14 protein-coding genes, 1 tRNA gene and 2 pseudogenes are annotated in these 14,212 nt (G+C 60.7%); 13 read left to right on the plus strand and 4 right to left on the minus strand.

Annotated elements, in window-relative coordinates; genetic code table 11:
- The first annotated feature begins 5 nt into the window (after window positions 1-5).
- Together DK871_RS04220 and DK871_RS04225 are read left to right on the plus strand one after the other, a co-directional pair.
- Window positions 6-734, plus strand: coding sequence for a response regulator transcription factor (locus DK871_RS04220; RefSeq protein ID WP_161904079.1), 729 nt, complete (start codon window positions 6-8; stop codon window positions 732-734).
- Window positions 721-2,079 carry a sensor histidine kinase gene (locus DK871_RS04225; protein ID WP_161904080.1) on the plus strand — a complete coding sequence of 453 codons (1,359 nt, stop codon included), beginning with the start codon at window positions 721-723 and terminating at the stop codon, window positions 2,077-2,079. Before DK871_RS04220 ends, DK871_RS04225 begins: the two co-directional genes overlap by 14 nt.
- A gap of 3 nt (window positions 2,080-2,082) precedes the next feature.
- Here the strand turns inward: DK871_RS04225 and DK871_RS04230 are convergent, their stop codons facing one another.
- Window positions 2,083-2,598: a DUF2062 domain-containing protein gene (locus DK871_RS04230; protein ID WP_056783719.1), complete on the minus strand. Its 516-nt coding sequence runs from the start codon at window positions 2,596-2,598 to the stop codon at window positions 2,083-2,085.
- A 135-nt stretch (window positions 2,599-2,733) separates the two neighbouring features.
- On the opposite strand from DK871_RS04230, the gene DK871_RS04235 reads away from it, so the two are divergent.
- From DK871_RS04235 to murB, 8 genes are all read left to right on the plus strand, one after another.
- Complete coding sequence (locus tag DK871_RS04235) at window positions 2,734-4,959, plus strand: DNA internalization-related competence protein ComEC/Rec2 (RefSeq protein WP_256677369.1); 2,226 nt, start codon at window positions 2,734-2,736, stop codon at window positions 4,957-4,959.
- 108 nt (window positions 4,960-5,067) lie between these two features.
- Entirely contained in the window at window positions 5,068-5,703 is a 636-nt protein-coding gene (locus tag DK871_RS04240; RefSeq protein ID WP_003192043.1) for a MotA/TolQ/ExbB proton channel family protein, read from the plus strand.
- Window positions 5,700-6,128 carry a biopolymer transporter ExbD gene (locus tag DK871_RS04245; RefSeq protein WP_060766997.1) on the plus strand — a complete coding sequence of 143 codons (429 nt, stop codon included), beginning with the start codon at window positions 5,700-5,702 and terminating at the stop codon, window positions 6,126-6,128. The genes DK871_RS04240 and DK871_RS04245 overlap by 4 nt, the downstream gene beginning before the upstream one ends.
- Window positions 6,128-7,138, plus strand: coding sequence for a tetraacyldisaccharide 4'-kinase (lpxK, locus tag DK871_RS04250; protein ID WP_161904081.1), 1,011 nt, complete (start codon window positions 6,128-6,130; stop codon window positions 7,136-7,138). The genes DK871_RS04245 and lpxK overlap by 1 nt, the downstream gene beginning before the upstream one ends.
- 24 nt (window positions 7,139-7,162) lie before the next feature.
- Window positions 7,163-7,348, plus strand: a complete 186-nt coding sequence (locus DK871_RS04255; RefSeq protein ID WP_003174668.1) for a Trm112 family protein — start codon at window positions 7,163-7,165, stop codon at window positions 7,346-7,348.
- Window positions 7,345-8,109 carry a 3-deoxy-manno-octulosonate cytidylyltransferase gene (gene kdsB / locus DK871_RS04260; protein ID WP_161904082.1) on the plus strand — a complete coding sequence of 255 codons (765 nt, stop codon included), beginning with the start codon at window positions 7,345-7,347 and terminating at the stop codon, window positions 8,107-8,109. Before DK871_RS04255 ends, kdsB begins: the two co-directional genes overlap by 4 nt.
- Window positions 8,109-8,573: a low molecular weight protein-tyrosine-phosphatase gene (locus tag DK871_RS04265; protein ID WP_161904083.1), complete on the plus strand. Its 465-nt coding sequence runs from the start codon at window positions 8,109-8,111 to the stop codon at window positions 8,571-8,573. Before kdsB ends, DK871_RS04265 begins: the two co-directional genes overlap by 1 nt.
- A complete protein-coding gene (gene murB, locus DK871_RS04270) occupies window positions 8,570-9,589 on the plus strand; it encodes a UDP-N-acetylmuramate dehydrogenase (protein WP_161904084.1) in 1,020 nt (339 codons plus the stop codon). The genes DK871_RS04265 and murB overlap by 4 nt, the downstream gene beginning before the upstream one ends.
- 71 nt (window positions 9,590-9,660) lie before the next feature.
- Here the strand turns inward: murB and DK871_RS04275 are convergent, their stop codons facing one another.
- Window positions 9,661-10,332: a Bax inhibitor-1/YccA family protein gene (locus tag DK871_RS04275; protein WP_003192030.1), complete on the minus strand. Its 672-nt coding sequence runs from the start codon at window positions 10,330-10,332 to the stop codon at window positions 9,661-9,663.
- A 152-nt stretch (window positions 10,333-10,484) separates the two neighbouring features.
- On the opposite strand from DK871_RS04275, the gene DK871_RS04280 reads away from it, so the two are divergent.
- From DK871_RS04280 to DK871_RS04290, 3 genes are all read left to right on the plus strand, one after another.
- Window positions 10,485-10,575: transfer RNA gene (locus tag DK871_RS04280), tRNA-Ser, on the plus strand.
- A gap of 299 nt (window positions 10,576-10,874) precedes the next feature.
- Window positions 10,875-11,321 (plus strand): antitoxin Xre/MbcA/ParS toxin-binding domain-containing protein, encoded by a 447-nt coding sequence (locus DK871_RS04285; RefSeq protein ID WP_161904085.1) that lies wholly within the window; start codon window positions 10,875-10,877, stop codon window positions 11,319-11,321.
- Window positions 11,321-11,764: an RES family NAD+ phosphorylase gene (locus DK871_RS04290; RefSeq protein ID WP_161904086.1), complete on the plus strand. Its 444-nt coding sequence runs from the start codon at window positions 11,321-11,323 to the stop codon at window positions 11,762-11,764. The genes DK871_RS04285 and DK871_RS04290 overlap by 1 nt, the downstream gene beginning before the upstream one ends.
- A gap of 335 nt (window positions 11,765-12,099) precedes the next feature.
- Here DK871_RS04290 and DK871_RS29605 read toward each other — a convergent pair.
- A pseudogene (locus DK871_RS29605) lies at window positions 12,100-12,306 on the minus strand (type II toxin-antitoxin system ParD family antitoxin); the annotation flags it as partial.
- Between the two features lie 465 nt (window positions 12,307-12,771).
- Window positions 12,772-14,205: pseudogene (locus tag DK871_RS04295) on the minus strand (DUF3857 domain-containing transglutaminase family protein); the annotation flags it as partial.
- Window positions 14,206-14,212 lie beyond the last annotated feature (7 nt).

Consider the following 14,212-nt stretch of genomic DNA (forward strand, 5'->3'; position numbering starts at 1 on the left):
CGCTAATGACTCCCGCAGCAGTTGGCCTACCCAGTATCCTGACCATCGAAGATGACCCTGTGTTGGGCGCCTATGTGCACGAGCAGCTTGGCCGCAGTGGCTTCCAGGTGACCTGGTGCAGGAACGGTCAGCAGGGCCTGCAACTGGCCCGCGCCCAGGCCTTCGACCTGGTGCTGATGGACATTCTGCTGCCAGGGCTGGACGGTTTGTCGATCCTCACCCATTTGCGCCAGAGCCACGCCATGCCGGTGATCCTGATGTCGGCCCTGGGCGCTGAAGCCGATCGCATCAGCGGTTTTCGCCTGGGCGCGGACGACTATCTGCCCAAGCCGTTCAGCATGGTTGAACTGTGCGTGCGTATTGAAGCGATCCTGCGCCGCGTTGCCCTGGACCGCCGACCCGAGCCGCCGCGTGCCCCGGCACCCGAAGATGCCCGCGTGCTGCACTTTGATGATGAGCGCTGCGATGTGTCCTGCCAGGACCAGTGGGCCGCGCTCACGCGCAGCGAATACCGCCTGCTGGAAACCCTGCACCGCAATACCGAAGAAGTCCTCAGCAAAGCCTTCCTGTATCAGCAGGTGTTGCAGCGCGGTTATGCACCCCATGACCGCAGTCTCGACATGCACGTCAGCCAGATCCGCCGCAAGCTCAAGTTCATCGGTTACATCGAGCGTGAAGTGCGCACCGTGTGGGGCAAGGGCTACGTGCTGAGCGGTCACGATGAAGGGCTTTGAGCGACTGCCTGGCAAACACTCGTTGTTCTGGAAGCTGGCCTGCCTGTTGATCGCCTTCTGTTTGCTGATGATTTGGCTCAGTTGGTCGTGGGGCCGCTACATGGAGCAGCAGAGCGCGTACCTGTCCGACAAGTCGCGGGAGATTCTCACTGGCTATGCCGCCGGCGCCGAACTGGCGTGGAGCACACAGGGCAGCGCTGGCGTAGATACCTGGCTGCAGCGGATGGCCGAACGCGAAAGCACTTGGGTAGGGGTGATCGGTAACGACCTGCAGTCCCTGAGCAGCACGCCCTTGAATGACAAAGAAAGCCAGCGCCTGACGTTTTTGCGTGGATTGGACTGGCCGGTCAGCCGGCATGTCATCGGTTTGCCCTGGATGAAGGTGCCGTTTCCGGTCGACCCTGGCGCGGGGTCGCTGGTGATCGAACTGCCGCAGCGCTTTATGCCTGGGCGCTATCAGCTGTTCTGGCGAGTGGTCACCAATGGTGTGATTCCCGGCCTGTTTACCCTGTTGCTGTGCATCGGCCTCTATCGGCTGCTGATCATGCCCCTCAATCAATTGCGCGAGCAGGCCAATGCCTGGCGTGCGGACCAACTCCATACGCGGATGTCCCGTGATGCCACCAGCCGCCAGGATGAACTGGGCGAGCTGGGCCGCGCCTTTGACCATATGTCCGAACGCCTGCAGGGCACCGTGCGTTTGCAGCAGCAGTTGCTGCGCGATATGTCCCATGAACTGCGCACACCCTTGAGCCGCCTGCGGGTGGCCTGCGACAGCGAGCAAGACCTGGCCAAACTGCGCGAACGCCTGGGCCGGGAAATCGACGCCATGCAGCGCCTGGTGGAAGACAGCCTGCAACTGGCCTGGCTCGACAGCGAAACGACGCCGCTGCCCCAGGAAGATATTCAGCTCCAGGCCTTGTGGGACATATTGCGTGAGAATGCGTGTTTTGAAAGCGGTTGGCCCGCATCGCGCTTGCCGTGCCTGTTACCAGCGGACAGTTGGGTGCGCGGCAACCTGAATGCACTGGCCCAGGCCCTGGAAAATATCCTGCGCAACGCCATACGCCACTCGCCCAAGGGCGGCTGCGTGCAACTCGACGGCTGTCGTGAGGGCGACTATTGGCATATCTGGCTGCAGGATCAGGGCCCGGGGATCGCCGAGGGTGACTTGGAGCGCATCTTCGCGCCCTTTACCCGCCTGGACGGCTCGCGGCCCGGCGATGGCGGTTTCGGCCTGGGCCTGAGCATTGCTCGCAACGCCGTGCAGCGCCAGGGCGGTCGCTTATGGGCAGAAAACACTGGGGAGGGCCTGCGGGTGCATTTGTACTTGCTGGCCCGTTAGCGCTCAGCGCCTACGCAGTTTGCGTTTTTTCCACTGGTGCGCCACCCACCAGCGCCAGTACGCCATGGTCAGGCAATAGGCCAGGGCGCCCAATACCACCCCCAATACCACCGAACCCAGCAGGAACGGCTGCCAGAGGGTGCTCAACTGGCCGCTGATCCATTCCCACGTCAGGTTATCGGGCAAGCTGCGTGGCGGCACGTTCATCAGCCAGGCGCCGGTCATATAGGTGCAGATGAACACCACCGGCATGGTGATGGGGTTGGTCAACCACACCAGGCTGATGGCGATAGGCATGTTGCCACGCACCCAGATCGCCAGGACTGCGGCGAGCAACATCTGCAACGGAATCGGGATAAACGCCGCAAATAAACCCACCGCCATGGCGCGCGCCACGGAGTGCCGGTTCAGGTGCCAGAGGTTGGGGTCATGCAGCAGCGTGCCAAGAAACTGTAATGACTTGTGTTCCCTGATACTGCTGGGATCGGGCATGTACCGTTTGAATAAGCGCCGGGGCATAAGGGGTCCAGGTCAATTCGAGGGGCAAGTATGCCCGGATTCTATAAACAGAAAATTCAGACTTTGTGACAAAACATCATAGGCGCTGTCGTTCAGCCGGCTAAGACTGAGTGGATCACGGGAAAAGGATGATCCATGAAGACAGGGATGTTGGCGTTGGCGCTGGGGTTGCTGACGTTGCGTTGGTTGCCGGCCCTGCCGCCCGGCGCCGTGCTATTGGCCATGCTGGTGCTGGCCTTGATGCTGTTGCCTTTTCGGTCCTATCCCTTGGCCTTCTTCCTGGTGGGGTTGAGCTGGGCTTGCTTCAGCGCGCAGCGGGCGTTGGATGATCGACTGCAGCCGGCCCTGGACGGGCAGACTCGCTGGGTGGAGGGGCGTGTGGTGGGCTTGCCCCAGCAGACGGGTACGGGTGTGCGCTTTGAACTGGCCGACGGCCGGTCGCGCAAGGGGCGGCTGCCCAAACGTATCCGCGTGTCCTGGCACGGCGGGCCAGTGGTGAACAGCGGCGAACGCTGGCGCCTGGCGCTGACACTCAAGCGGCCTGCGGGCCTGCTCAATTTCCATGGGGTTGACCACGAAGCCTGGCTGCTGGCCCAGCGTATCGGTGCCACTTCCACGGTAAAAGACGGTGAACGCCTCGCACCGGCCCGCAATGCATGGCGCGATGCTGTTCGCCAGCGCCTGATGGCGGTGGATGCCCAAGGCCGCGAGGCAGGCTTGGCGGCGCTGGTATTGGGCGACGGTTCCGGCCTGGCGCCTGAGGATTGGCAGGTGTTGCAGGACACGGGCACGGTGCATCTGCTGGTGATTTCCGGGCAGCACATCGGCTTGTTGGCGGGCTTGATCTACGGCTTGGTCGCGGTATTGGCGCGCTATGGTATCTGGCCCAGAACCTGGCCGTGGCTGCCGTGGGCGTGCGGCCTGGCATTTGGCGCAGCGTTGGGTTATGGCCTGCTGGCGGGGTTTGGCGTGCCGGTGCAGCGGGCTTGTGTGATGGTCGGCCTGGTGTTGCTGTGGCGTCTGCGTTTCCGCCATTTGGGGCTGTGGTGGCCGTTGCTGCTGGCGCTGAACGGCGTGCTGGTGCTGGAGCCCTTGGCCAGCCTGCAGGTAGGGTTCTGGTTGTCGTTTGCGGCGGTTGCGGCGTTGTTGCTGGCGTTCGGCGGGCGCCTGGGGCCGTGGAGCGTCTGGCAGGCGTGGACCCGGCCCCAGTGGTTGATTGCCATTGGCTTGTTTCCTGTGTTGCTGGTGTTGGGTTTGCCCATCAGCGTCAGCGCACCGGTGGCGAATCTGTTTGCCGTGCCGTGGATCAGCCTGGTGGTGCTGCCCCTGGCGCTGCTGGGCACGGCGTTGTTGTGGGTACCGTTGGCTGGGGAAGCTGTGCTGTGGCTGGCCGGCGGCGCGCTGGATGGATTGTTCAACGTTCTGGCGCTGCTGGGGGCGCAATTGCCGGCCTGGGTGCCGCCCGAGGTGCCGCTGGCGTATTGGCTGGTCAGCCTGATGGGCGTGGTGATGTTACTGCTGCCCAAAGGGGTGCCGTTCCGGGTGTTGGGCTGGCCCATGCTGTTGATGGCCGTTTTTCCGCCCCGGGAGTCGGTGCCCCACGGACAGGTAGAGGTGTTGCAACTGGATGTCGGCCAGGGGCAGGCACTGATCCTGCGCACCCGTCATCACACCTTGCTCTACGATGCCGGGCCGCGGTCGGGCCCTGTCGACTTGGGCGCGCGCGTCGTGTTGCCGTCGTTGAAAAAACTCGGGGTAGGGCGGTTGGACATGATGCTGCTCAGCCATGCCGACGCCGATCACGCCGGTGGTGCGGCGGCGGTGGCTCGGGGGCTGCCCGTCAAACGCGTGGTGGGCGGCGAAACCGAGGGCCTGCCAGCCTTTCTCGCCACCCAGCCCTGTACCAGCGGCGAGCGCTGGGAATGGGACGGCGTGTCGTTTGAACTGTGGCAGTGGGCGGGTGGGCTTGAGGGCAATCCGAGGTCGTGCGTGCTGCAGGTCGAGGCCAGTGGCGAACGCCTGCTGCTCACCGGCGACATTGATCGCGCCGCCGAACAGGCATTTCTGGCATCCCCGCTGGCGGTTCCGACCGACTGGCTACAAGCCCCGCACCATGGCAGCCGCAGTTCTTCGTCCTGGCCTTTCGTGCAGCGGTTGACGCCCACCTCGGTGCTGATTTCACGCGGGCGCAGCAATACGTTCGGCCATCCTCATCCGCAGGTCCTGGAACGCTACCAGGCACTGGGCAGCCGGGTGTATGACAGCGCCGAACAGGGCGCCGTGCGCCTGCGCCTGGGGGCCTTTGTGCCGGCGACGGTTGCGCGCAGCCAACGTCGTTTCTGGCGCGAACCGTTACCGTAATCACGCGTTACCAAAGTCTCGAACCGCGACAGACGGACCTGTAGCCGGTGAACCCCTCTGTTGACCCTATATGGTAAAGTGGCGCACTTTTTCGAGGGGACATTCACTGTGTGGGAATTGGTCAAATCCGGCGGCTGGATGATGTTGCCGATCATTCTGAGCTCCATCGTCGCACTCGGCATTGTCGCCGAACGCCTGTGGACCCTGCGCGCCAGTCGCGTCACCCCCGAGCACTTGCTGGGGCAAGTCTGGGGCTGGATCAAGAACAAGCAGCTCGACAAGCAAAAGCTCAAGGAACTGCGTGCCAATTCGCCACTGGGTGAAATCCTCGCCGCCGGCCTGGCCAACTCCAAGCATGGCCGCGAGATCATGAAAGAGTGCATTGAAGAAGCGGCCGCCCGGGTTATCCATGAGCTGGAGCGCTACATCAACGCCCTTGGCACTATCGCCGCCATGGCGCCGTTGCTGGGTTTGCTCGGCACGGTATTGGGCATGATCGATATCTTCAGCGCGTTCACGGGCTCGGGCATGACCACCAACGCGTCGGTATTGGCCGGAGGCATCTCCAAGGCGTTGATCACCACCGCAGCGGGCTTGATGGTGGGTATCCCTTCGGTGTTCTTCCACCGTTTCCTGCAGCGGCGCATTGATGAGCTGGTGGTCGGTATGGAACAGGAAGCCATCAAGCTGGTAGAGGTGGTGCAGGGCGACCGTGATGTAGACCTGGTCGAGGGCAAAGCGTGAAATTTCGCCGCAAGCAACGGGAAAATGTCGATATCAACCTCGCGTCGTTGATCGACGTGGTGTTTATCCTGCTGCTGTTTTTTGTCGTGACCACCACCTTCACCCGCGAAACCCAGCTGCGTGTCGACTTGCCTGAAGCGGTAAGCGGCTCGCCTGCCGAAGACCAGCAGGTCAAGCAACTGGACATCGCCATCAGCGCCGAAGGGGTGTTTTCGGTGAATAACCAGTTGCTGGAGAAAAACGACCTTGCCAGCTTGATGGAGGCGTTGCAGAAGGAATCTGGCGGCGACACCCAGTTGCCGCTGTCCATCAGCGCCGATGGCAAGACCCCGCATCAAGCCGTGATCACCGCCATGGACGCTGCCGGTAAGCTCGGTTTCAGCCATTTGCGCATGACCACCGTTGAGGCAGCGAGCGCGCCCTGATGACCATGTCCGAGCGCTTACTCAAGGCCTGGTACGAGGGCCACCCGGCACTGGCATTGTTGCGGCCGCTGGAATCGCTGTATCGCCGCGTGGTGCAACGTAAGCGTGCGCGCTTTGTGGCAGGCGAGGGCGAGATTTATCAAGCGCCGGTGCCGGTGGTCGTGGTGGGCAATATCACGGTAGGCGGCACCGGCAAGACGCCGTTGATCCTGTGGTTGATCGAGCACTGCCGCCGCAGCGGTTTGCGCGTGGGCGTGGTCAGTCGAGGCTACAGTGCCAAGCCGCCGCAGTTGCCGTGGCGGGTCGAGGCCGGCCACAGTGCCGAGGTGGCCGGTGATGAACCCTTGCTGATCGTGCAGCGCAGTGGCGTGCCTTTGATGATCGACCCCGATCGCAGTCGCGCGGTAAAGGCCCTGCTGGCCAGTGAGCCCCTGGACCTGATCCTCTCCGATGACGGCCTGCAGCACTACCGCCTGGCCCGCGACCTTGAACTGGTGCTGATCGATGCCGCCCGCGGCCTCGGCAACCGCCGCTGCCTGCCTGCCGGGCCGTTGCGCGAACCGGTGGAGCGCCTGCACAGTGTGGATGCGGTGCTCTATAACGGTGCCGCCTCGGACCGTGAAGAGGGTTTTGCCTTCCGCTTGCAGCCCACAGCGCTGGTCAACCTGCACAGCGGCGAGCGCCAGCCGGTCACCTATTTCCCGCAGGGCCAGCAGGTGCATGCGGTGGCCGGTATCGGTAACCCGCAACGTTTCTTCAATACCCTTGAAACGCTACACTGGCAGCCGCTACCCCATGCTTTTGCCGACCACGCGCCCTACAGCGCCGAGGTCTTGAGTTTTACCCCGTCATTGCCGCTGGTCATGACCGAAAAGGACGCGGTGAAGTGCCGCGCCTTTGCCCAGCCCGACTGGTGGTACCTTGCGGTGGATGCGGTACCGTCGCCGGCGTTCGTCGCCTGGTTCGACACGCAGCTGATGCGTCTGCTGCCCAACCGTCTCTTGCCTTAAAACGCTTCTTTCCAGGAAACACTCATGGACACCAAACTGCTCGATATCCTCGCTTGCCCGATCTGCAAAGGCCCGCTCAAGCTCAGCGCCGACAAAACCGAGCTGATCAGCAAAGGTGCCGGCCTGGCATACCCTATCCGTGATGGCATCCCGGTCATGCTCGAAAGCGAAGCCCGTACCCTGACCACCGATGAGCGCCTGGATAAATGACCACCGCCTTTACCGTTGTCATTCCCTCGCGCTATGCCTCGACGCGCCTGCCGGGCAAGCCGTTGCAAATGATCGGCGACAAGCCGATGGTCCAACTGGTGTGGGAGCAAGCCTGCAAAAGCAGCGCCGAGCGCGTGGTAGTGGCCACCGATGATCCGCGTATTATCGAGGCGTGCAAAGGTTTTGGTGCCGAAGCGGTACTGACCCGCGAAGACCATAATTCCGGCACCGACCGCCTGGCCGAAGTGGCGACCAAGCTTGGCCTGGCGCCCGACGCCATTGTGGTGAACGTGCAGGGTGACGAGCCGTTGATCCCGCCGAGCATCATTGACCAGGTCGCGGCCAACCTGGCTGCCGACGCCGAAGCGCGCATGGCGACCCTGGCCGAGCCGATCGAAGACCTTGAGACGCTGCTCAACCCGAGCGTGGTGAAGGTAGTCAGCGATATCAACGGCCTGGCCTTGACGTTCAGTCGTTCAGTGCTGCCCTGGGCGCGCGATGCCTTCGCCAAGCAGCCTGATGTGTTGCCGGAAGGTGTGCCGTATCGCCGCCACATCGGCATTTACGCTTACCGCGCCGGTTTCCTGCACGACTTCGTCAGCTGGGGCCCGTGCTGGCTGGAAAACACCGAATCCCTGGAACAACTGCGTGCCCTCTGGCACGGCGTGCGTATCCACGTGGGCGATGCCTTGGAAGCACCGCCAGCCGGTGTCGACACCCAGGAAGACCTCGAACGCGTCCGTCGCCTGCTGGGCGCCTGATGAAAGTTCTGTTTGTATGCCTGGGCAATATCTGCCGCTCGCCAACCGCTGAAGGCATCTTGCGCCATAAATTGCGCGAAGCCGGCTTGGCGGGCCAGGTTGAGGTGGCGTCTGCCGGTACCGGAGAATGGCATGTCGGCAACCCACCGGACCAGCGCAGCCAGCGTGCAGCGCTGGCGCGCGGTTATGATTTGTCGAGCCAGCGTGCCCAGCAGGTTTCCCGCGCTGACTTTGCCCGCTACGACCTGATCCTGGCCATGGACAGCAGCAACCTGCGCAACCTCAAGGCTATGCAGTCGGGGCAGGGCAAGGCGGAGCTGGATTTATTCCTGCGTCGCTTTGATGGCGAAGTGGACGAGGTGCCAGACCCTTACTATGAAGGTGAGCAAGGTTTCGAACGGGTCCTGGACCTGATCGAACGCGCCTGTGATTTATTGGTGATCGAATTGAAGGGGCGGTTATGACCTTGCAAGTGCTTGCGCAGGTATCGCTCAAGCCATTCAACAGCTTTGGCATCGATGTGAACGCGCAATTGTTCGCCGAGGCCCACAGTGATGCTGACGTGCGCGAGGCCATCGCCTATGCCGCCGCGCACGCGGTGCCGTTGCTGGTGATCGGTGGCGGCAGCAATTTACTGTTGACCCAGGATATTCCGGCGCTGGTGTTGCGTATGGCGACCCAAGGCATTCGCGTGCTGAGCGACGATGGCACGCACGTGGTGGTCGAAGCCGAAGCGGGCGAAGCCTGGCATCCGTTTGTGCTGTGGACCCTTGAACACGGCTTCTGCGGCCTGGAAAACCTCAGTTTGATCCCAGGCACTGTCGGTGCCGCGCCGATGCAGAACATCGGTGCCTATGGCGTAGAGATCAAGGATGTGTTTGCCGGCCTCACCGCCCTGGATCGCCAGACGGGTGAACTGTGGGACTTCAGCCTCGACGAATGCAACTTTGCTTACCGTGACAGCCTGTTCAAGCACGAAGTCGGGCGTTGGCTGATCCTGCGGGTACGCTTTGCCCTCAGCCGCGCCACTCACCTGAAACTCGACTACGGCCCGGTGCAACAGCGCCTGACCGCGCAGGGCATCACCCACGCCACCCCCAGTGATGTGAGCCGCGCGATCTGCAGCATTCGCCGCGAGAAACTGCCAGACCCGGCAGAGCTGGGCAATGCGGGCAGCTTCTTCAAGAACCCACTGGTGTCCCAGGCCCTGGCGGTTGAACTGCAAAGCCAGTATCCGGATCTGGTGGCCTACCCTCAGGCCGACGGCCAAATGAAACTCGCCGCCGGTTGGCTGATCGACAAGGCCGGTTGGAAGGGCTTCCGGGAGGGCGATGCAGGTGTGCACAAGCTGCAAGCGCTGGTGCTGGTCAACTACGGCACTGCCACCGGGCAGGAGATTGCCCAGCTGGCGCTGCGCATCCAGCAAGATATCTTCAAGCGCTTCAAGGTCGAGTTGGAGATGGAACCCAATCAGTACTGAGCTTTATCGGGCCTGAAAATGAAAATGCCCCGTATCTTGCGATACGGGGCATTTTTTATAGCGCTTGCTGATCAGTCATCGCGGCTCATGATGCCGAAGATCTGCAACAGGCTGATGAACAGGTTGTAGATCGACACATACAGGCTGATGGTCGCCATGATGTAGTTACGCTCACCGCCGTGGATGATGGCGCTGGTCTGGAACAGGATGCACACCGAGGAAAACAGCACAAAACCCGCGCTGATCGCCAGTTGCAGGCCGCTGATCTGGAAGAACATGCTGGCCACCACGGCCGCCAGCAACACGAAGAAACCTGCGGTGATGAAGCCACCCAGGAAACTCATGTCCTTACGGCTGATCAGCACGTAGGCCGACAGACCACCAAACACCAGGGCCGTCATGGCAAATGCCGAACTGACCACTTCCGCACCGCCGGCCATGCCCAGGTAGCGGTTAAGGATTGGGCCGAGGATAAAGCCCATGAAACCGGTCAAGGCAAACGCCGACACCAGGCCCCAGGCCGAGTCACGCAGCTTGTTGGTCAGGAAGAACAGACCATAGAAGCCGATCAACACGACAAAGATATTCGGGTAACCGACGCGCATCTGCTGGGCCACGTAAGCCATCACGCCGCTGAATGCGAGGGTAAGGGCGAGCAAGCCGTAGGTGTTGCGCAACACGCGGCTGACTTCAAGCTGCTCAGCCTGCGCGTTGCCATTCACTGCGTAATTCTGTTCGCGCATGGCGACACTCCTTCAGTTTTGAAACGTTCAGTCGCAAAGATCATAACAGACGCCCTGTAACAAGCGATGCAGAGAGTTTGACAGTGTGTTTCATTCGGGTATTATGGCGCCCGCTGACACGGGATGGGCTACTATAATCCTGTGATGCACAAGGGAAATTGGCAGAGTGGTTGAATGCACCGGTCTTGAAAACCGGCGGACGTTAATAGCGTCTCCAGGGTTCGAATCCCTGGTTTCCCGCCAAACATCAAAGAGAAATCCCGCGAGCTAAACGCTCCGCGGGTTTTTTTTGCCCGCGATATCTGCGCCTACCCCCGTCTGTACCCCCGTTTGTGACGGGCCTTCAAGAGGCCATATGGGGCGCTTTGGCGGAAGAATGCGGGCGGAAAAGGCGAGTGAAGGGGCCGTAAAATCTGTCCGTTTTCACACTCCGAAGGGCCGAATAATTCCCGATTATCCTACCGCCTACGCCGCAGGGCGCCTGACACTTGAAGGTGGTTCGCCATTTGGCGTATAACTTCGGTCAAATGGAGGGTCTTATTATGAGCACGGCCGTACAGCCTCATGCGCCAGAACATTCTGTGTTTGGGCGAATGGCGCGTTTACTCGACATCCAATTGGCTTCAGAGTCCGACGCAGTACGTATTGTTGTGGCGGGCATTTCTATCCATAGCTACAAGCGTGTCGCCAGCAAGCTTGGGTTGTCCTCCTCATTGGTTGCGCCGGAAAGCACCATCCGCCGCCGATTGAGCAACAACGCGCGTTTCAGCGAAGCCGAGTCGGAGCGAGTGGTGCGCCTGACGCGGGTGTATGCCGAGGCGGTTGAACTGTTTGGTGGTGATGAAGCAGCGGCACTCTTGTGGCTGAACACACCCGCCGATTACTTGCCTGACCAGCCAGCGATTTCCCCGTTGCAGCTGTCGGTGATGGACTCGGGCGCGCGCTTGATCGAGTCGCACATCCGCCGCACTGCCCATGGCATTTTCTGATGCAGCTGTGGCGCATTTCAGCCTTCCCAGGATTGAGTGGTTTGGGCGGGCATCACACGGATGGCCGTTGGCACACCCTGCCACGCTCAGTGATCTACGCTGCGGAGCACCCGGCGCTGGCGATGGTAGAAGTATTGGCGCACATGCGGCTGAGCTTGGCGAACATCCCGTCGACCTTGAAGTTGATCCGTATTGAGGTCGCCCCCGAGGCGTTAATTGCCTCACCGCCCGCACTGCCGGTGGGCTGGCAGGCCAATGAGCCGACCTCGCAGGCGGTCGGCAATCGTTGGTTGGATGCGGGAACAGAATTGTTGTTACCGGTGCCGTCTGCGTTGTTGCCGCACGCGACTAATTACCTGATCAACGCAGTTCACCCACAGGTGCAGACGCACTTGAGCGAGACGCTGGAACCGTTCTGGTTCGACAAGCGTTATCTGAGGTAGCCAGCGTCGCTGAGTCGTCCTTCTTTGGTCTCGGTGGTCTTGGTCTTACACGGCAATTGATTGCAGGCGATTGCGTGTCGTTGTTGAAGAGAGCGCCGAGGCAGGTTTGCACTTTGCAGGCGCGAGTGGATGAGGTGGTAGCTTCGAAGCCCGGGTGCAATCTCATCGCGGGCATGGCTGACCGGGTGATATGGCGCGCTGGCGATAGTTTGCAACGCAGCAAGAATCAGTGAGTGGCAGCGTTGGCGGGCTTGGTCGCCAAACTGTGCTTGGGAATGCCTGAGAATATCGACAGTCAGCGCGTGCGCTGTTGGAAATTAGATAGGGCGACATGCTCAGTGTTGCCCTGTCGCCGAAAGTGTCGCCTCTTGGCTCAATTTATCGAGGTAGCGTTCCGGATCGCTGGCGTCCAGCTGAGCGAATGCCCTTGCTCAAGCATCCATGATGCCGATTGAGGTAGCTTGGTGCAGAGCCTGAACTTTAGCGGTCTCTTCAGTGACGCGCTGCTCCAGTAGACGCAAGCCTTCTCGCATCCCTTCGCTGTGAAAGCGGTGTGGTTCTTTGCCCGCATATTGCTCTGGGAAGGTGCGCATTTCATTTAGAGGCCGTTCATCAAGGCAGCTTGAAGATCACGCGTCCGAAAACTATTGTTTTAAGGAAGTCAGGTGGCGTCATAGGGGGAGGCAAATGCCTACCACCATTGTCTTGGGGCCGTACTCAAGTCCTTTGTCGAGCAGCAGCTGGTCGCCGGGCAATTCAACAACGTTAGTGAAGTCATTTAGACAGCCTTGAGCTTGTTGGAGGAGCAACATCAGCGACTTGCGGCCACAACGGTGGCACTGAAGTTGGTATTGGCCGTGGGTACACACAGTGGGCGGCCACGACCTGCCAAGGAGGTCTCGATAAGATCGAGGCTCAGGTACGAACATTGGTCAATTCCCCGAACCGGTAGCGGCCATCACCGTTCGGTAAAGTGATTCAGGTTCATTGGAACCACTGGCTAACGGAGTAATCAGCACCGTATTGGCCTTCCTCACATAGGTCGACCGATAGCCAAACCCCGCCTGCTTCACCGTCACCGCCTTGGGTACCGCGAGGATTTTCACCTTGCTTGGGAACTCCAGGCGCGCCACCTCTGAAATTTCACCCGAAAGGCAGGTGAAGGTTTGGGTGCGATCCTTCTCTTTGATCAAGGAAAATACGCTCTGGCCAATACCCCCGGCCAGGCTGGAGAGAGTGGGCACGCCGGTCGGACCAGGCAGGTTCACCAGGTTGCTGGTGTGGCCTTTGATCGTGAACTTGAAGGTGTTGGCAGTGCTGTCCAAGGCGGCAGTTTCGATTACGCCGCTACCAGATTGCCCAAACATGCTCAGGACCTGTTGCACCAATTGGTTCCGGTCAGCAGGCTGCATAGCTTTGAGCATAAGGCGGTTAAGCTCTGCGCCCCAGCCGTCAATGGTGGAGTCATTGGTAAAGTCGGCGGCGCCTTTGGCGTTGACCTTAAAGACCATGGTTGTGGTCACTTTGCCAGGCTGGCTGGACGGTGTCTGTGTAATTTTACCGCTTTGGGTGAGCACAACCGGTTTGCCTAGCTCGGGGAGAGGCAGGTGGCCGGCGGCGATGGGAGTTGCGGTGGAGTCCAGGTACAGATCGAGGCTGGGTACATAAGTAATCACATGATTGAGCACGCCCAAGGTCGGCACCTTGGGCAGCATGTACGCATTGCCCGCGTTGATCAGCGCAGGCGAGCTTTCAATGGCGACGGCATTGAGCAGCGCTTCAAGCAGAGCCACATGGTCTTTACAGTCGCCATAGCGGTTATCCAGCACGGCCTGTGCCGAATGCGGCACCACACCACCGGCACCCACATAGACGGCCACATAACGAATGTTCTTGCGTACCCAGTCACTCAGCGCCATGGCCTTGCTGCGTGGGTTGTCGAGGTTTGCGGTGAGTTCCTTGGCCAGTTGGGTTATAGCCGGGGTCACTTCTACCTGTGCCCTTTCGGCGTAGGCCTGGGCAAACTGTTTGTAATCGGTGAACGTCGACACAGCCAGGAGTTGCCCGTAATCGGTGTAGGCGACGGAGCCTTCTTCCACACGATTTTTTTTGGTATGTTCCAAGTCCCAGCGGTACACCGTTCGCCCGTTGGCTGTGGTCGGTGTTGACGCCTTAAAGCCCCTTGAGTCAGCGCGCAGCTTCATTTCGGCGGGCATGTCGTAGCTGAGGCGTACCTGCTCATTTTGGTAGAAATTCGGCGAGCGAAGGTCTTCGAAGTGTCCCGGAAACAGCGACGTATTGCGATGGCGCTGGTAACGCAGAACCATCCGATCACCTACTTGCAGCTCCGGGAAGATCACCACCTTGACCCGCGAGTCCTGGAACATCGGCGCTTCGGAAGATGCCAGTTCTTGCTGCTCCTTGATCCGGTCAGCCGGCACGCCAAGG

It is taken from the genome of Pseudomonas sp. L13 (genome assembly GCF_009935965.1).
In the GTDB taxonomy this organism is placed as follows: Bacteria; Pseudomonadota; Gammaproteobacteria; order Pseudomonadales; family Pseudomonadaceae; genus Aquipseudomonas; species Aquipseudomonas lactis.